The 16,153-nt window shown below is 63.4% G+C and carries 18 protein-coding genes and 1 tRNA gene; 11 read left to right on the top strand and 8 right to left on the bottom strand.

From position 1 onward, the window contains the following. Positions 1-144 precede the first annotated feature (144 nt). From ACF07D_RS09195 to ACF07D_RS09180, 4 genes are read left to right on the top strand one after another with little or no spacing between them, the layout of a single operon-like run. Complete coding sequence (locus tag ACF07D_RS09195) at positions 145-534, top strand: PLDc N-terminal domain-containing protein (protein WP_119284071.1); 390 nt, start codon at positions 145-147, stop codon at positions 532-534. A gap of 3 nt (positions 535-537) precedes the next feature. Then, complete coding sequence (locus ACF07D_RS09190; RefSeq protein ID WP_391504701.1) at positions 538-1,206, top strand: GAP family protein; 669 nt, start codon at positions 538-540, stop codon at positions 1,204-1,206. Then, positions 1,203-1,604 (top strand): phage holin family protein, encoded by a 402-nt coding sequence (locus tag ACF07D_RS09185; RefSeq protein WP_119284069.1) that lies wholly within the window; start codon positions 1,203-1,205, stop codon positions 1,602-1,604. Before ACF07D_RS09190 ends, ACF07D_RS09185 begins: the two co-directional genes overlap by 4 nt. A gap of 19 nt (positions 1,605-1,623) precedes the next feature. Next, complete coding sequence (locus ACF07D_RS09180; RefSeq protein WP_119284068.1) at positions 1,624-2,697, top strand: YihY/virulence factor BrkB family protein; 1,074 nt, start codon at positions 1,624-1,626, stop codon at positions 2,695-2,697. Here ACF07D_RS09180 and ACF07D_RS09175 read toward each other — a convergent pair. Further along, the gene (locus tag ACF07D_RS09175) at positions 2,694-3,785 is read right to left on the bottom strand and encodes an ATP-binding protein (protein ID WP_391504700.1); all 1,092 of its coding nucleotides are present in this window, start codon (positions 3,783-3,785) and stop codon (positions 2,694-2,696) included. The two genes, ACF07D_RS09180 and ACF07D_RS09175, sit on opposite strands and share 4 nt — an antisense overlap. Positions 3,786-3,892: 107 nt before the next feature. Here ACF07D_RS09175 and ACF07D_RS09170 point away from each other — a divergent pair, with 107 nt between their 5' ends. Beyond that, positions 3,893-4,840 (top strand): DUF1214 domain-containing protein, encoded by a 948-nt coding sequence (locus tag ACF07D_RS09170; protein WP_391504699.1) that lies wholly within the window; start codon positions 3,893-3,895, stop codon positions 4,838-4,840. A gap of 17 nt (positions 4,841-4,857) precedes the next feature. Here the strand turns inward: ACF07D_RS09170 and ACF07D_RS09165 are convergent, their stop codons facing one another. From ACF07D_RS09165 to ACF07D_RS09155, 3 genes are all read right to left on the bottom strand, one after another. Then, positions 4,858-5,322, bottom strand: a complete 465-nt coding sequence (locus ACF07D_RS09165; RefSeq protein ID WP_119284066.1) for a hypothetical protein — start codon at positions 5,320-5,322, stop codon at positions 4,858-4,860. Positions 5,323-5,852: 530 nt separating this feature from the next. Further along, positions 5,853-6,038, bottom strand: coding sequence for a hypothetical protein (locus ACF07D_RS09160; protein ID WP_391504698.1), 186 nt, complete (start codon positions 6,036-6,038; stop codon positions 5,853-5,855). A 190-nt stretch (positions 6,039-6,228) separates the two neighbouring features. Further along, positions 6,229-6,304, bottom strand: a tRNA-Arg gene (locus ACF07D_RS09155). 171 nt (positions 6,305-6,475) lie between these two features. On the opposite strand from ACF07D_RS09155, the gene ACF07D_RS09150 reads away from it, so the two are divergent. Both ACF07D_RS09150 and ACF07D_RS09145 read left to right on the top strand, forming a co-directional pair. Further along, a complete protein-coding gene (locus ACF07D_RS09150) occupies positions 6,476-7,390 on the top strand; it encodes a hypothetical protein (RefSeq protein WP_391504697.1) in 915 nt (304 codons plus the stop codon). Beyond that, positions 7,387-7,683 (top strand): transcriptional regulator, encoded by a 297-nt coding sequence (locus ACF07D_RS09145; RefSeq protein ID WP_119284063.1) that lies wholly within the window; start codon positions 7,387-7,389, stop codon positions 7,681-7,683. The genes ACF07D_RS09150 and ACF07D_RS09145 overlap by 4 nt, the downstream gene beginning before the upstream one ends. Positions 7,684-7,713: 30 nt before the next feature. On the opposite strand, the gene ACF07D_RS09140 is transcribed toward ACF07D_RS09145, so the two are convergent. From ACF07D_RS09140 to pepN, 3 genes are all read right to left on the bottom strand, one after another. Then, positions 7,714-8,124 (bottom strand): globin, encoded by a 411-nt coding sequence (locus ACF07D_RS09140; RefSeq protein WP_391504890.1) that lies wholly within the window; start codon positions 8,122-8,124, stop codon positions 7,714-7,716. A gap of 74 nt (positions 8,125-8,198) precedes the next feature. Beyond that, entirely contained in the window at positions 8,199-9,137 is a 939-nt protein-coding gene (locus ACF07D_RS09135; RefSeq protein ID WP_255807911.1) for a mechanosensitive ion channel family protein, read from the bottom strand. Beyond that, positions 9,137-11,722 carry an aminopeptidase N gene (gene pepN, locus ACF07D_RS09130; protein WP_391504696.1) on the bottom strand — a complete coding sequence of 862 codons (2,586 nt, stop codon included), beginning with the start codon at positions 11,720-11,722 and terminating at the stop codon, positions 9,137-9,139. Before pepN ends, ACF07D_RS09135 begins: the two co-directional genes overlap by 1 nt. Before the next feature lie 90 nt (positions 11,723-11,812). Between pepN and ACF07D_RS09125 the strand changes: the two genes are divergently transcribed. Continuing rightward, complete coding sequence (locus ACF07D_RS09125; protein ID WP_391504695.1) at positions 11,813-12,775, top strand: aldo/keto reductase; 963 nt, start codon at positions 11,813-11,815, stop codon at positions 12,773-12,775. A gap of 190 nt (positions 12,776-12,965) precedes the next feature. Here ACF07D_RS09125 and ACF07D_RS09120 read toward each other — a convergent pair whose 3' ends face one another. Then, positions 12,966-13,652, bottom strand: coding sequence for a DedA family protein (locus tag ACF07D_RS09120; RefSeq protein WP_162921260.1), 687 nt, complete (start codon positions 13,650-13,652; stop codon positions 12,966-12,968). Between the two features lie 68 nt (positions 13,653-13,720). Between ACF07D_RS09120 and ACF07D_RS09115 the strand changes: the two genes are divergently transcribed. The 3 genes from ACF07D_RS09115 to ACF07D_RS09105 are packed head-to-tail and all read left to right on the top strand — an operon-like array spanning position 13,721 to position 15,892. After that, positions 13,721-14,341, top strand: a complete 621-nt coding sequence (locus tag ACF07D_RS09115; RefSeq protein ID WP_119284059.1) for a DsbA family protein — start codon at positions 13,721-13,723, stop codon at positions 14,339-14,341. Positions 14,342-14,351: 10 nt separating this feature from the next. Continuing rightward, the gene (locus tag ACF07D_RS09110) at positions 14,352-14,843 is read left to right on the top strand and encodes a ribose-5-phosphate isomerase (RefSeq protein ID WP_119284058.1); all 492 of its coding nucleotides are present in this window, start codon (positions 14,352-14,354) and stop codon (positions 14,841-14,843) included. Between the two features lie 2 nt (positions 14,844-14,845). Beyond that, positions 14,846-15,892, top strand: coding sequence for an Fpg/Nei family DNA glycosylase (locus ACF07D_RS09105; RefSeq protein WP_391504694.1), 1,047 nt, complete (start codon positions 14,846-14,848; stop codon positions 15,890-15,892). Positions 15,893-16,153: the final 261 nt, after the last annotated feature.

Below are 16,153 nucleotides of genomic sequence, written 5' to 3'. Positions count from 1 at the left end.
CGCCAGCGTCTGGCTGGCTATCGGAGCCCCGAGGCAGGATGATTTCAGGTGCACGTCGCGACACCCCCGTTCGCGCTGCGCCGCTTGTCGCGGGTGATGCGTCAACGGCTTTCGCCCTCTGCTTGCCAAAAGGAACAGTGACTGATGGAACTTCTCGACTCCCTGTGGGACATCGTCCGCATCTTCTTCTGGGGCTTCGTCTTCGTCGCCTCGATCTGGGCCCTCTTTGTCGTGATCAGCGACCTCTTCCGCGATAAGCAGCTCAGCGGCTGGTGGAAGGCGCTGTGGCTCGTGTTCCTCGTCTTTGTTCCGGTCCTGACCACACTCATCTACATCATCGCGCGTGGCTCGGGGATGGCTGAACGCTCTGCCAAGGAGATGGAAGGCGCAAAGAACGCTGCCGACGAGTACATCCGCAGCGTTGCCGTGCCAAGCCCAGCCGAAGAGATCGCTCGGGCGAAGGCCCTGCTCGACGACGGCACCATCAGCGCCGACGACTTCGAAGCGCTCAAGCAGCGCGCTCTGCAGGGCTAACCTATGGGGCAGGTGATCGGCGACATCCTCCCGCTCGCGCTGGGTATCGCAATTAGTCCGCTGCCGATAATCGCGACGATTCTGATGCTACTCGCGCCGAACGCGCGCGCTTCGAGCGTCGGATTCATGACGGGCTGGCTCGCGGGCATCGTTGTTGCAGTCGTCGCCTTCGCGCTGCTGAGCTCAGTTCTTCCGGCCGGTGGCGAGGGCGGCGGCGGAACCGTTGCAGCGATCGTAAAAATGATCGTTGGAGCGCTGCTCGTGCTCCTCGCCGTCAAGCAGTGGCGGGGACGCCCCAAAGACGGTTCCGAACCTGAACTGCCAAAGTGGATGTCTGCACTTGATTCGATGTCTCCAGTTCGCGCGGGCCTCCTCGCGTTCGCGCTCGCCGCGGTGAACCCGAAGAACCTCCTGCTCGCGGTGTCTGCCGGGCTCATCATTGGGGCTGGCGCCACGCCGGCAACCCAGATCGCCGGCGTGGCGGTATTCGTGGTGATCGCGGCCTCAACGGTTGTTGCTCCTGTCGTGGCATTCCTCGTGGCCTCGAAACAGCTCGCGGCGCCACTCGAGAGCCTGCGAGTCTGGCTCGTGCACAACAACTCAACTATCATGGCGGTACTGTTGCTTGTCATGGGCTTCTCCGTGATTGGAAAGGGATGGGCCGCGCTGTGATTAGATTTCTGCTGAACCTCGTCTCGCATGTGATTAGCGCCGCCGCGGCGCTCCTCATTGCGAACTGGATCCTGCCGCAGGTGACAGTTCATGCGGCGGGGTTCGTCGTTGCGGTGCTTGTCTTCGCGTTGGCGCAGTCTGTGCTGAGCCCGTTCATCTTTAATCTCGCCAGGCAGTACGCCTCGGCCATTCTCGGCGGGATCGGGCTCGTCTCAACTCTCGTGGCGTTGTGGGTCGCAACCCTGTTCCCAGACGGGCTGACAATCACCGGGCTTGGCTGGGTGCTCGCTCCTCTCGTCGTATGGATTGTGACAGCGCTCGGCGGCTGGATCCTCATGGGCCTCGTGTTCAAGCGGACTCTGCAGAAGCACGAGCAGGGCAAGAAGGGCGCAGCCTAGGCGAGGACACGGCAGCCGGATGGCACTCACCTCGAGGCTCGCGCTGGCGCGCAGGCGAACCGAATCGACCCTCCTGCGGTTTCGCATTGTGCGCGCGTTTCTTGCGTACAGCCACCATCGAGGCGGACTCCTGTCAGCCGCGATTACCTTTCGTATGCTGTTCGCGGTCTTCGCTGGCGTCTATCTCGGGTTCTCGTTCGTCTCAAATTACGTCTTGTCGAGAGACGACTTCTGGGTGGTCCTCGTGGAGACCGTGGACGCAGTCATCCCCGGGCTTGTGGCCATGGACGGCAGCGCGCTCGTCGACGTGTCTCACCTGCCTGACATTCGATCGAGTTTTGCCGCGCCGATACTCTCGACCGCCGTGCTGCTGTGGGCACTGCTCGGGGGCGTTGCGAACGTACGGATGTCGATTCGGTCGATAGCCGGTACCCGTCACGAGCGTTCGAATGTGGCTCTGACGCGTGCCGTCGACCTACTGTTCGCTCTCTCGCTCGGGGTGCTGATCCTTGTGTCGGCAGTCGTCTCATTTCTTGGGTCGACCTTTGTGGACTCCGTGCTCGGTTGGTTCGGCACTTCGGCAGGAGGTAGCGCAGAGATTCTCACCCGACTGGGCACCGTCGCCGTCACGTTCCTGCTCGACGCAGTGATCATCGCGTGGCTGTTTTGGCTGCTCTCGGGCCGCAAAGCTGCAGTCTCCCAGATCGCACCCGGCGCGCTGCTCGGCGGTGCAGGGCTTGTCGTGCTGCAACAGCTCTCTGGCCTCTTCCTCGGAGGCGTCGACAACAACCCACTGCTTGCGACGTTCTCGTCACTCGTCGCGCTGCTGCTCTGGTTCAACCTTTCGGCTCAGGTCACCCTTGTCGCGTGTGCATATATCGTAATGACCATCGAAGAAGCGGAGGAAGGGCCTGAACGGGGAGGTCAGGTAACGACGTTCAAGAAGCGCAAGGTCGTGTTCGCCGAACAAGATCTGAGGGTCGCCAAGGAAGCGCTTGAGGCTGCCCGGGTGCTTGAGCGAGATGAGTGCGAGAAAACTGCGCCCGATTCGCGGCCCCGGTCCACCGCAGCAGACTCAGGGCAACGTTCTTAGGCGGAAGCTTTCAGCGGAACCCTGACGTCTCCGCCCGCCTCCTCTGAAAGCCGCTCACCCATCTGGACGATCGTTGCCTGGTCGATGAACCCTCCGGCAAACAGAGCCTGCCCCTGACGGAACTCTTGCGCTCTCGCGACGAGTTCCTCTGGCGCGAATCCAAACACGGCGGCAATCTCGGCGAGGTCTCGCGGAGCGTTGACACGCATGAGCCCGAGGTTGTCGCACTGCGACAGAATGTTCGGGTGGATCTTTGTGGGCCGCTGCGTTGAGAGGAACAACCACAGCCCAAACTTTCGACCCTCAGCGGCGATCTGCGTGAGTCTCGCAAGCAGCTCCCGCTCCACCGCGGTTCGCGGTTCTGGCGAGGCGAGATTGTGAGCCTCGTCGATCACGATAAGGAGCGGCTGTCGCGACTCACGTTCTGCCCAGAGCCGCTCGATAACCGCCAGAGCTGCTACGCGAGACTCGTCGGGATGATCAAAGCCGCCGATGTCGAGGACGGTGGCACGCGGGCGTTCAGCGATCACATCCGTGACAGAAGCGTCCCCGCGCGACCATAGATCCCACTCAAGGACCTGCAGGTTCTCGATCCGGTTCGCGAGCCGCATACGCGCCGCATCTCCGCTCGACCTGAGCGCAGCGACCATTCGTGCGCCATCGAAGGTTCCAGCGTCACCCTCAAAGTGCAACAGCGCGTTGTATTCTTCAGCGTCCGCGATGGGGTCGATCCTGAGCACCGCCGCCTTGGCCGCGGGCGACAGGTCAAGGTAGCGCACATGCAGCGGCGCGTCGCTGCTGGCACCGGACCGGAAGACCCGGGTGTCGATCTCTCGCCAGCGCTGGGCTGCGTCCGGTGCCACGCTTGCTCGCGATTCGTGAAGGCGGACAAAATCTGCGTTTGGATCAAGAATGAGTGTCGGGAGTTCCGTTTCGAGGAGCAGTTGCTCGAGAACAACGCCGAGCGCGTATGTCTTACCACTCCCGCTCTGACCGCACCAGAATGTGTGGCGGTTGAACTTGCTCGCGTCAAGTAGTGCTGGGGTGCCCGGGATGCCAGACACCTCGCCAATCTGTAGTGCAGTCATGTTTCCCTCTCCGCGCACAAGCGTGCCCATGAATTCTCGCCAACGCAAGCGCGGTTCATCAATAATGGATGATGCGGAGCGCACTGTTCAAGCGAGAGGATTGCCGTATGGTCTCTACTCCTGCAATCGTCACTTTCGAGAACTTTGCGCGAGCCGAAAGCGAGCGAATGTTCGCCGGTATCGCTGCGTCAGCCGGCTCGTCAAACGTCTGGAATCACTTCAGGGTTCCCACCCCGATCGATCAGCAGACTGTGATTCGCATGAATCGCGACACGCTCTATAGCGCGGCGATCATCGACGTGTCTGAGGGTGCCACGATCACCATCCCCGAGGCTGGCGGCAGGTACATCTCAGTGATGCTCGTTAACCAGGATCACTACATCAACCGTGTGCTGCACGATCCAGGGACCTACGAGCTCACGGCGGAGGAGCTCGGCACTGATTTCGTGTGTGCTGCGGGACGAATCCTTGTGGACCCGGAGAACGCAGCAGATGTCGCCGAGGTGAACCGGCTCCAGGACGGACTGGCCCTCACGTCAAACGGAGGAGGCCAGTTTGCGCCGGCCCCCATCGACGAGACTACTTTTACCGAGACTCGTGAGGCGCTGCTCACGCTATCTCGTGGGCTGGGAAGCCTTGAGAAGTGCTTCGGACGCCGCGAGGACGTCGATCCTGTCCACCACCTGTTGGGAACAGTCGCGGGGTGGGGCGGCCTGCCCGCGGCAGAAGCGAGTTACGCGAACGTTGAACCGCGGCTGCCGGTCGGCGCGTACACGCTGCGAGTGGCCGATGTCCCTGTCGACGGGTTCTGGTCGATCTCGCTCTACAACGCCGAGGGCTTCTTCGAACCGAACGAGCTCGGCGCATATTCGGTGAACAGTGTCACTGGTGTGCGAGACGCCGACGGGGCTATCACTGTGCACTTCGGGGGCGACTCGAGCGCGCCGAACTACCTGCCGCTCCCAGAAGGTTGGAACTACCTTGTGAGGCTGTACCGGCCGCGGCCCGAAGTTCTTGACGGCACCTGGACGTTCCCGACGATCGACGCAAATTAGCGGTTCGCGGCTGCGGGTCAGCTGTCAAACGGGGGAGCGGTTGCGCTGCATGTCACCGCTCCGCCAGGTTCGCCGGTCTCGCTGGCGAGTTCTCTCTCGCCGTCGAGCAGGATCCTGCACGTTGCGCGCTGCCCCTCGGCCGCGGTCGCTGTGAGCTCTGCCGTATCCCCGACGACAACGATTGAATCGACCGACCACGTCGCGCGGCCACCATTGGTGCCCGCGGTGGTGACAGTGCCGGCATCAACCGTTGTGCGCTCCTCAGTTCGCGAAGGCTGATCGAGGTAGGAGACGTCGGTGAGCGTCGCGTTCTCGGCGTCGTCGCTGCCGGCTACGGACAGCTCGTAGGTGACCGCCCAGGCATCGGCAGTGGACTTCTGAAGCTTGTCGATCGCGCCGCATCCTGTCAATGTGATGCCGAGTAACGCGGTGGCGGCGAGGGCTGCTGAGATGCGGAGTGAGAGTGGGGTCGTATGCTTCATGCCTTCTACTCTTGCAGCGGCGCGCCTGGCTGGCGTCGCACCAGGGTGCCGTGAGCGTCGTACCTGGGGATCGAGGTTGGCTGCCCGGGAGGCTGGTTAGCGGCGACTCTAGCCTCATGAGCAGGCGCCTGTGCCAGTAGTGTTGTCCAATATCAATGGAGGAGAACTATGGTCACTCGTCAGGCGGCAATTGTCTTTTCTGCTCTAGGGCTGTTGCTAGTTGTAGCTGTTGGACTGTTGCTTGCGGATCTTCCATATAGCTACCGAGTGTGTGCCGGAGATATCGTGTCAACCGATCTGTGTGAACCAGCGCGTCTGGGACGCACTATCTTTGGCGCGGTCGTTGTCGGAAGCACCGTCATCGCTGGAGCAATCCTGGGCGCCGCGGCAATGCTTGGCAATAGGTCGAGCAAGGAAGACTTGAACCCTGGCGGCAGCTGAGGGTCGCTCGGGTTTCAACGCGAAGATGCTCTTCGAAAAACGCTATGCGCCGCACGTGTCATTCGCAGGATGGCGAGCGGCAGTCGGGGCTAGTCGCCGACTGTAAGCGTGTCGTCAAATTCGATGTTGTGATAGCCGGCGGGTTTAAAGCACATGGCGTGCGCGACGTCCCATACGTTGTCCATTATTGCGACATCCAACACCTCAAGTGAGAAGTCGGACAGATGCGGAGCAAGTGTCTCCCGCATCCCGCGCACAGCAGCCTGGATCTCCATTACGTCAGAATAGCTCCCGTATTCCCGCCTGTGCCTCCGCGTGCTTCGCCGATTCCAGCTCCCTTGCCTACCAGACACTTTCCGAGGACGAAAAGGCAGATAGCTCTGCGTGCGAGATGCAAAGCTGCACAATACGATGCACGACGCGCCCGCGAGGGCAATCGGTCGGCCCGACTGCCCTTTGTGTGTTTGGTGCCCCCTGCTGGACTCGAACCAGCGACCGACAGATTAGAAGGCTGTTGCTCTATCCACTGAGCTAAGGAGGCGACTCATGAAATCGTACACTGCGGGCGGGGGCGAGCGCCAAAGCTGCGAAGCCGCAAGGTCAGTTCACGGTTGTCGGGGCGTGTCCGAGGGAATGTCCATTCGAGTAGTGCCGCCCCAGCGGCTGCCACTTCCGGTTGACTTTAGGTATCGATGCGGCACATACTTTCCATATGGAAAGTGAAATCGATGGGATTCGCTACGCTCCCGCCGGGGGCAGCTCCTCTGGTAGTCCAACCGTGGGCGGCGAGCGTGCAGCTCTGGCGCCTGAGGCTGCAGAGCAACTGAATCAGCTCAATCGCCTGCGGCGATCGGAGACGGGGTTAGCCCCGAGCCGCGGCTACTCCGCGCTCATGCTCGTGATCGCGACTGTCATGGCGGCCTACGTCGCGCTATTCCTGTTTGCGTCTGCTGGGTTTGAGCCTGGGGGCGTCAACAACACGTACCCAGCGAGCATGTTGCTGCTTGTGCCCGTGATGTGTATGGCGGGCCTGTCCAACGGCGCGCGGGAACGTTTCGGCGTGCGTGTCCGGGAGTCACGGACAACTGTCGGCCTCTGGGGCCTGTTCTTTGCTGGATTTCTGACAATCGGGGTGCTGAAGGCCGCCGGTGTTGGTTACCCAGACTGGCTGAACATCGTCATGCCGATCTGCGTCTTCCTGCTGATGGGGCTGCGCTCGCTTCGGCAGCTGCTCTTCGGTGGAACCAGGACCAACGAGGACTGGCAACCGGCGCGGCTTGGTGCCCCAGCTCGAGTCACCACTGTGTTGATCGGCGTCGTGCTCGCCGCGCTGCTCCTCTCGAGCTCGCTGGAATTCGCTGCTGCCGTCATCGGCCTTATCGTCTTTGCCGCGTTCGTCCCGATGCTGATCGCCTGGCGCACGCGCTTCGGCCTCCCCGCAGTCGGGCTCCAATGGGGCATCGGGCAGTGGGGGTGCTTCATTGGCGCGATCGCAGTTGCGTACTGCTCCAGCGTGGCAGTCGTCGGCGGAACAAGTTGGGGTTGGCCGTTGGCCATTGCTGCAGCTGCTTCCGTGGTGCTCGTCATGGGGATTGCCGCGTTCCTGCCGACGAGCACTCGGCGATGACGCACCCCCTGCACCGGTTGAATCCGGCGTTTCAGACCCCGGTGCGGTTCTCCCTTATGGCCGCCCTGGGCTCAACGACTGAAGCTGATTTCTCGACCCTCAGCGCGCTGCTCGACGTTGGAGACTCGCAGCTCAGTAAAGCGATCGCCCACCTCGATGGCGAGGGGTACCTCCGCGTCACGAAGGGATACGTCGCGAACCGCCCCCGGACGTGGGTTGCCGCGAGCAAGAAGGGCACGAAAGCATTCGCAGATCACGTCGCCGCGCTGCGGGAGATAGCGGCGGGCGCCTAAGGGAGCAGAGGGCGCGTAGGGCGGCCGCCGCTACTCGAAGCGGTTTACCATGGCGAGCGCGGCGCGCTCAATGTAGTCGCGGAACGCCGCGTCATGCATCGGTGGGAGCTGGACCTCGTCGAGCGCAGCGTGCATGTGCGTGAGCCAGCGCTCCTTCGCGTCAGGAGTGACGGGAAATGGCGCGTGCCGCATGCGCAGGCGAGGGTGCCCGCGCTCCTCTTGGTACGCGGATGGCCCGCCCCAATACTGTTCCAGGAACGCCTGGATGCGCCAGGTCGCTCCCTCCCAGTCGTCCTGCGGGTACATTGGCGCGAGCACCTCGTCCTCACGGACGCCTCGGTAAAAGGCGGTGGCGATGCGCTCAAACGTCTCGGTTCCGCCGACCTGCGCCCACACGGTGTCGGTGACCGCGTGGCCAGTCTCGCCAGCGCGGAGCGTCAGCCGCGGTGCCGGCGGCTCGCTGCCGGATCCGGCAGCGCCTGTCGGCGTCGAGTCTGAGGCCGAGTTGTCGTGTGTCACATCTCTCCCTGCTGTAGGCGTGGCAGTTCGTCAGCCAGCTTAATTCCCTCGTCTGCGAACTTCCGGCGGAGAGCAGCGCGAATACCGCGCTGAACTTCCCACTGCGCCTCCGGGCGAGTGCGCACCGCCATGCGGAGCGTCGCGCGATCCCCGAACACGCTCTCGAGACCCCATACTTCAGGATCACCGGTCACCTTACGAGCGAACCGCTCCGATGTGAGGAGCTCTCGTGCAGCATCGAGGGCTACGTCTGAGACGTGCGCGAGATCCTGGTTCGCATCGACGGTGACATCGATGAGGGCGCGCCCCCAGCCCTGCGATGAGTTGCCGAGGGTGAGTACTTCGCCATTGCGAATGAACCAAAGCGTTCCGTCGAGTGCGCGTACCTGCGTTACACGGATTCCAACTTCCTCAACGGTGCCGGTGATCTCCCCGACGGTGATGAGGTCGCCAACACCAAGCTGGTCCTCGAACACCATGAAGATGCCGTTGAGCACGTCTTTGACGACGTTTTGCGCACCAAACGCCAAACCAGCGGCGACGATACCAGCCGAGGTGAGCACGGCGCCGAGATCGACGCCGAGCCGGCCAAGGATCAGGATGATAGCGATGACGGAGATCGTCCACGTCAGGATCGCGCGCCCGACGGACCCGAGCGTCCTTGTGCGCTGCACTGCCCTCGCATGAATGTAGGGCGCCGCGCGCATCTCAGACGTTGTATCGACGTTTTGCGAGCGTTTGACGCCGCGGACGATCTGCGTGACAGTCCGGTTCAGGAGACGCCGTAGCAGCCAGTTCGCGAGAACCGCGAGCACGACTATGAGGGCGATCCAGAGTGGCGTCTGCCACGTCTCCAGGAAGGTCACGAAGGCCGAGCTAACGGCCTCCGTGACTTCCTCGGTGACGTCTCCGCCATCCGTCGTCAGAGCGAACATTAGGCCCTCGCGTCGGCCGCCTGGGCAACGAGTGCCCGCTCGACGCCTGCAAGGTGCTCGACAATGAGGCGGCGAAGCGCTGCGGGTGCTTCGGGGTTTGCCTCAAGCCAGGCCGCAGTCGCTGCGCGCAACTCCTCGTTCGCGAGGGGCGAGGGGTAGAAGCCGTCGATGAGCTCCTCGGCGATCGCGTAGCTGCGTGATTCCCAAACGGGAAGAAGCTTTGCGAAGAAGCGCTCGACGTACGGGGTGAGCAGCCCACGATCCTGCGCGCGCAGGAACCCGAGGCCCGTCGCGCGGACGATCGCGTTCGGCTTGCCAGCTTCTGTCCACACCGACGCCCAAGCTGCGGCCTTGTCGTCGGCTGTCGGAAGCGCGGCGCGCGCGTGTGCTGCCGACTGGTTGCCAGTCGCCGTCCGGTCGTCAGCGAGCGCTGCGTCGATCTCCGCGCCTGTCGCGCGACCGCCTGCAGCGAGCGAGATGAGGAGCTCCCAGCCGAGGTCAGTGTCGATGTCGAGCCCGGTGAGCGGGGTGCGCTCCTCGAGTAGGGCGAGCACCTGATCCAGCTGTGCGTCGGTGCCAGCGAGGCTCGCGAACGCCTTCACAAACTGGAACTGGTTGTCAGAGCCGGCTTCGGCTTCGAGCGCGAGCTGCCAGAGGGCATCGGCAACCTTCGTGAGGGTTGCCTCCCGCTTCGCTGGAGCGACGTAGCTCGACGCTGAGAGCACGAGCTGCTGGATCACTGTGCGCAGCACTGTCGAGTTTGTCTCACCTGCGACATGCTCGAGCACGATGTCGACGAAGCGGCTCGCGGGGAACTCGCCGTCGCGGGTAGCATCCCAGAGCGATCCCCAGACGAGCGAGCGCGCGAGCGAATCCTCGATCTGGCCAAGCTGCGTGCTGACAGTCTCGAGTGAGCGTTCGTCGAAGCGGATCTTCGCGTATGAGAGATCCTCGTCGTTCAGCAGCACGAGCGCTGGCTGCTGCGTGCCCACGAGCTCGGGCACCTCGGTCGCGGGGCCGTCGACGTCGAGCTCCAGACGCTTGACGCGCACGAGCTTGCCGCCCTGCTCCGCGTAGAGGCCCACGGCGATGCGGTGCGGGCGGATCGTCGGGTAATCGGCGGCTGCGGTCTGCTTGATCGCAAACGAAGCGAACTTTCCGTCCGCGTCAACAGTGAACTCAGGGGTGAGCGTGTTCACGCCCGCGGTCTCGAGCCACTTCTTCGTCCAGTCGCTCAGGTCGCGGCCGCTGCGCGCCTCAAGCTCAACCATGAGGTCGGGCAGCTCGGTGTTCGAGTGGTTGTGCTTCACGAAGTAGTCGTGCACGCCCTGCATGAACGGCTCGCGGCCAACCCAAGCGACGAGCTGCTTGAGCACCGAGGCACCCTTCGCGTAGGTGATGCCGTCGAAGTTCACGAGCACATCTTCGAGGTCACGAATGGGGGCGACGATCGGGTGCGTCGACGGGAGCTGATCCTGACGGTATGCCCACGACTTCTCGGAACCAACGAACGTCGTCCAGCTCCCTGTCCACTCGGTCGCCTCCGCGGTCGCGAGCACAGACATGTACTCGGCGAAGGACTCGTTGAGCCACAGGTCGTTCCACCAGCGCATCGTCACGAGGTCACCGAACCACATGTGGGCGAGCTCGTGCAGGATCGTGACGACGCGGCGCTCACGCATAGCGTCGGTCACCTGGCTGCGGAAGACATACGCCTCGGTGAAGGTCACCGCGCCAATGTTCTCCATCGCGCCCATGTTGTACTCTGGCACGAAGAGCTGGTCGTACTTGTCGAACGGGTACGGGTAGTCGAACTCGGTCTCGAAGAACTTGAAGCCCTCGCGGGTCTTGTCGAAGATGTACTCCGCGTCGAGGTACGGTGCGAGCGACTCGCGGCAGAACACGCCGAGGGGAATGATGCGGCCATCGGTGCTCGTAAGCTCGCCGCGAACCTCGCGGTACGGGCCGGCGATGAGCGCGGTGATGTAGCTCGACATGACCGGGGTCTTGCCGAACGTCCAGGTCGCGATGTCCTGCTCGACCCAGTCGGCGCCCTGCGCCTGCGCTTTCGTGCCCGCAGGGGTGGGCTCGGGCGTCGGCTGGTTCGAGACGACCTTCCAGCGCGCTGGCGCGGTGATCGTGAACTGGAACGTTGCCTTGAGGTCAGGCTGCTCGAAGACCGGGAACATGCGGCGCGAGTCGGGCACCTCGAACTGCGAGTACAGGTAGACCTCGCCGTCAGCCGGATCCTCGAAGCGGTGCAGGCCCTCGCCCGTGTTCATGTAGCGCATCGTCGAGCGGATGCGCAGCGTGTTCTCCGCCGCGAGGCCGGGCAGCTGAATGCGTGAGTCGGCGAACAGCTCGGCCGGGTCAAGCGCGGCCCCGTTCAGCTCGATCGACTCGACCGAGTCAGCGATGACGTCGATGAAGGTCGCTGCTCCAGCGATCGCATCGAAGCGTACGGTGGTGTCGGCTGCGAAGGTCTCGGGGCCCGTCGTGAGGTCGAGCGCGACCTCGTAGCTGTGGCTCGTGACAATGCTTGCCCGCTCCTGAGCTTCGACGCGGGTGAGGTTTGTTCCTGGCACGGTACTCCTTGTGCAAAGTAAGAACTATCAGTGAATGGCTTAAGCCTAATCCCGTAGCCAATGAGACAGCTGACGAAATATGGTGGGTCCATGACTCGTGAACTCGGAAGCTCGTCAATAGTCGTCTCTGCGACAGGCCTCGGCTGCAACAACTTTGGTCGCCCCGGCTCCCAGACCGAACATCAGGAGGGCACCGACGCCGTCATTCACGCCGCCATCGACGCAGGAATCACGCTGTTCGACACGGCCGACCTCTACGGCTATTCGTTTGGTAGGAGCGAGGAGATGATGGGGCACGCGCTCGCAGGTCGCCGCGACGAGATTGTGCTCACGACGAAGTTCGGGTACCCGGATTCGGGCGCGCCGTATGCCGGATCGCGGGGCTCGAGGGAGTTTATTCGGGCGTCAATCGAGGGTTCCCTGTCGCGCTTGCAGACCGATCGGATCGATCTGTACCAGCTGCACATGCCCGACGAATCCACGCCCATCGCTGAGACACTGAGCGCTCTCGACGAACTCGTGCGCGAAGGTAAGGTGCTCGCTATCGGACACTCGAACTTTTCTGCCGAGCAGATGCACGAGGCCGCGCGGGTCGCGGCCGAGCTCGGGGTGACAGCGTTTGTCACCGCTCAGAACGAGCTCAGCCTCGTGAACCGGGAGGCCGACATTTCGGTCACGCCGGCGGCCCGCAGACTCGGCCTCGGGCTGCTTCCGTTCTTCCCGCTCGCGAACGGCCTGCTCACTGGCAAGTTCACACGCGACCACTTCCCGGCAGACTCCCGAATTATGCGTCAGCGGGCACACGTTGCTGAGGGCGCCAATTGGGATGCGCTCGACGCCTACCGTGCGCTCTGCGACGAATGGAATGTGTCAATGCTCGAGGCGACCTTTGGCTGGCTGCTCACTCACGAGCCCATCTCGAGTGTCATCGCTGGGGCGACGACGCCGGATCAGGTGCGACAGAACGCTGCCGCGGGGGAGGCGTTCAGGCCGACTCCCGAGCAGATCGCGCAGATCGAGGCGCTCTTCCCAGCGCCCGCAGCGGCCGCCTAGCTTCAGCACCGGTCAGGAGGCCGGGCAGCTGAGGAATCGCTGCCCCGAACCGGACCTGAAGCCGGGCCCTGGTCGAAGCCTGCACTCCCGCTTGAGTTGGCAGTTGTGGTCGGTTGGCGCTGGCTGAGGCGACCACAACTGCCACCTCGGGGAAGCTCCGTAGCCACGAGCCGCACCCGAGACGCCACGGCTAGCCTCCTGTGTGTGCCGACTCCCTGTTCTCGGCCCACGACGCACGGAAGGCCGCCATGCGCCGGGTTTGGATCCGGCGCCCGATCCGTGTCGAGATGAATTCAACGAGCAGCCCAATGACGAACGCGGTGACGAGCCCGAGCAGCAGCGCGAGGATCGGGTGGCTTCCGAAGATGTTTCCGAAGATGGCGCCGATCGCGATCGAATAGGCCGCCCAGAAGACCGCGGCAAACGCCGCCGCGATCGTGAACTTCCACGCCGGGTACCTCGTCGTGCCTGCCGCCAAGTTGACCGCTGTGCGCCCGACGGGAATAAATCGGCCCGTCATGATGAGGATCGGTCCGCTGCGGCGGATCGCGCGCCGCGCCCAGCCGAGAGTGCGTTGTGCACGCTTACCGCTCAGCCACTTCGGGTTTCGTGCTCCAACCTTCCGCCCAATCCAATACACCATCTGGTCGCCAGCGAACGCCCCGACCGCTGCAATGACGCCGAGCAGCCAGAGCGTCTGCGGATGATCCGTGACAACGACGGTTGCGACAGCGATGATCACCGATTCCGAGGGAACCGGAGGGAATATTGCGTCGATTATGCACAGCGCCAAAACGACGAGCAGAACCCAGGGGGACTCCACGGTGGCGAGCGCGAAGGCCTCAATAGCGTTCGTCACCCAGTCCCAAATTTCCACACGGCCCCCTCTGGCTGTTCGGATAGTGATTGGAGTGCTAGCTCCTCCAGACAGCCTAGAATCAGGACATGGGAAATTCGCCGAGAATTGAGTTCTACTTCGATCCGATCTGCCCCTGGTGCTGGATGACCAGCCGCTGGGCACATGAAGTCTCAGAGGCCCGCGGCTTCAACATTGTCTGGAACCCGATCAGCCTGAAGATTATCAACGAAGGCAAGGCCAATGACTCGCACGCCGAGCATCACGCGACGGGGCATCGGTTCGGCCGCGTCGTCGAGGCGGCCCGCGTTGCGGTGGGGGAAGGGGCCGAGGGCGACGCCGTTGTCGGCAGGCTCTACACCGAGATCGGTACTCGTGTGCACCCAGGGGGACGCACGGATTCCGACGCAATTCTTGCCGAGGCTCTCGAAGCAGTTGGGCTCGATGTGAGCCTCGCAGCCGCCGCCGACTCGGAGGCAAGCGACGAGAAACTGCGCGCAAATACGACGCATGCGCTCGACATCGCGGGCCCAGACGTTGGGGTGCCGATTATCTCGATTGACGGAGTCGCCTTCTTCGGGCCCGTTGTCTCACCTGCCCCGACGGGCGAGATGGCGTTGCGGCTCTGGGACGGGATTGCGGCGGCCGCCAGCGTGCCCGGGTTCTACGAGCTCAAGCGTGGGCGCACCGTCGGCCCGCAGTTTGGCTAGGCTTAGCCTCATGCGTATTCACGTTGCCACGGACCATGCCGGCCTCGAGTTCAGTCAGCAGCTGCAGCAGCACCTGCGCGATCGCGGATTTGAGGTGATCGACCACGGGCCCGCAGAATATGACGCGCTCGACGACTACCCGTCGTTCTGCATCAACGCCGCCCTTGGGGTCGCGCGGGATGAGCGCGACGGTGTTGCGGCGCTCGGTGTCGTGTTCGGCGGTTCTGGCAACGGTGAGCAGATGGCGGCGAACAAGGTGCAGGGCATCCGCGCAGCCCTCGTGTGGAACGAGTCAACTGCGACGCTCGCGCGCGAGCACAACAACGCCAACGTGATCTCTATCGGTGCGCGCCAGCACGACGTCGCCGATGCGATCAAGTTCATCGACCTGTTTATCGACACCCCGTTCCCGGGGGACGAGCGCCACGTGCGTCGCATCGGTCAGCTCGGCGAGTACGAGCAGACCGGGGCGATCGCCGGCAAGCAGGTTGACAGCCTCTAACGATGCCTGAGGGTCACTCCGTACACCGAATCGCGCGGCAGTTTTCGGCGAACTTTGTGGGCACGACGCCCGAGGTGTCGAGCCCACAAGGGCGTTTCGTTGAGGGCGCAGCCGAGCTTGACGGGCGCAAGATGCTTGACGCCCGAGCGGTCGGCAAACAGATGTTCCTCGAGTTCGAGGGCGACCTGTGGCTACGGATCCACCTCGGTATCTACGGCGCGTGGGACTTCTCGGGTGAAGTAAAGGTCGATCCGTCGATTCAGATTCATGGCCAGACGCCGGGCCATTCGAAGCTTGGCCAAACCGGTGAGCACGTCGGCAGCGGCACCAGAGGAAGCGATGCGTTGCGCGCCGCCGAGCGGACCGTGGGCGACACGCCTGTTGACAGCCTCGGCGAGGATTCGGTGACGTCAATCGGTGCGCCCCGGCGCACGCGGGTTCGCATGGCCGAGGCAGACAAAGAGGGCGACCTGCTCGAATCGTTTCCGCCGGAGCCTGTCGGCGCTGTGCGGGTTCGGCTACTCAACGACACTGTCTGCGCTGACCTTCGCGGGCCGACCGCCTGCGAGGTGCTGAGTCCAGCGGAGGTCGACAGGGTGATCCAGCGGCTGGGGCCAGACCCGGCGAACGCTGACGGGCCGGCTGAGCGTCAACGGTTTGTGGAGCGTGCGGGTAAGAAGAAGACCGCGATCGGGCTCGTCCTCATGGATCAATCGGTGGTCGCGGGCATCGGGAACGTGTACCGCGCCGAGATGTTGTTCCGTGCTGAGCTTGATCCGCACACCCCAGCGAACACTCTTGACCGTGCAGTACTCGAGGAGCTCTGGGACGACTGGGCTCACCTGCTCGAGATCGGCATCACTGTTGGCCAGATGATCACCATTGACGGGCTTGCCGGTGCCGCGTACCAGAAGGCGCTTGTCGACCGCGACGAGCGGCACTGGGTGTACAAGCTTGAGGGGACGCCGTGCAAACGCTGCGGTGCGAATATCAAACTTGAGGAAATGGGCAACCGCAAGCTGTACTGGTGCCCTGGCTGCCAGACCTGACCCCTGGCTGACCGCCGGGCCCGACCTCTGGCTGACTGCCAGGCCTGACCTCTGGCTGACTGCCGGGCCCGACCTCAGACTGGCTACAGGGCCCCGCGACTGCACACGAAACCCGCGGGTGTACACGCGGCGGTTTCAGGGTGTTAGTGCAACACCAGCCAATAGCTCGTTCAGTTTCTCACGAGGCGTCGCCCACCCCAACGTTTCCCGTGGACGATCATTCAACATCCGCTGCATTTCCGCTAACTCGTCATCACTGAC

The sequence above is a fragment of the Leucobacter sp. NPDC015123 genome, from assembly GCF_043080205.1.
GTDB lineage: Bacteria > Actinomycetota > Actinomycetes > Actinomycetales > Microbacteriaceae > Leucobacter > Leucobacter aridicollis_A.
The sequence above is the reverse complement of the archived record's forward strand: the minus strand, read 5'-3'. Positions and strand labels throughout refer to the sequence as shown.

Bases quoted from the DNA above. Each gene is read 5' to 3' on its own strand.
- ACF07D_RS09125 (WP_391504695.1), top strand. From the start codon at position 11,813: ATGACTCGTGAACTCGGAAGCTCGTCAATAGTCGTCTCTGCGACAGGC.
- ACF07D_RS09165 (WP_119284066.1), bottom strand. From the start codon at position 5,322: ATGAAGCATACGACCCCACTCTCACTCCGCATCTCAGCAGCCCTCGCC.
- ACF07D_RS09110 (WP_119284058.1), top strand. From the start codon at position 14,352: ATGCGTATTCACGTTGCCACGGACCATGCCGGCCTCGAGTTCAGTCAG.
- ACF07D_RS09150 (WP_391504697.1), top strand. From the start codon at position 6,476: ATGGAAAGTGAAATCGATGGGATTCGCTACGCTCCCGCCGGGGGCAGC.
- ACF07D_RS09135 (WP_255807911.1), bottom strand. From the start codon at position 9,137: ATGTTCGCTCTGACGACGGATGGCGGAGACGTCACCGAGGAAGTCACG.
- ACF07D_RS09105 (WP_391504694.1), top strand. From the start codon at position 14,846: ATGCCTGAGGGTCACTCCGTACACCGAATCGCGCGGCAGTTTTCGGCG.
- ACF07D_RS09175 (WP_391504700.1), bottom strand. From the start codon at position 3,785: ATGACTGCACTACAGATTGGCGAGGTGTCTGGCATCCCGGGCACCCCA.
- ACF07D_RS09160 (WP_391504698.1), bottom strand. From the start codon at position 6,038: ATGGAGATCCAGGCTGCTGTGCGCGGGATGCGGGAGACACTTGCTCCG.
- ACF07D_RS09195 (WP_119284071.1), top strand. From the start codon at position 145: ATGGAACTTCTCGACTCCCTGTGGGACATCGTCCGCATCTTCTTCTGG.
- ACF07D_RS09145 (WP_119284063.1), top strand. From the start codon at position 7,387: ATGACGCACCCCCTGCACCGGTTGAATCCGGCGTTTCAGACCCCGGTG.
- ACF07D_RS09115 (WP_119284059.1), top strand. From the start codon at position 13,721: ATGGGAAATTCGCCGAGAATTGAGTTCTACTTCGATCCGATCTGCCCC.
- ACF07D_RS09170 (WP_391504699.1), top strand. From the start codon at position 3,893: ATGGTCTCTACTCCTGCAATCGTCACTTTCGAGAACTTTGCGCGAGCC.
- ACF07D_RS09190 (WP_391504701.1), top strand. From the start codon at position 538: ATGGGGCAGGTGATCGGCGACATCCTCCCGCTCGCGCTGGGTATCGCA.
- ACF07D_RS09180 (WP_119284068.1), top strand. From the start codon at position 1,624: ATGGCACTCACCTCGAGGCTCGCGCTGGCGCGCAGGCGAACCGAATCG.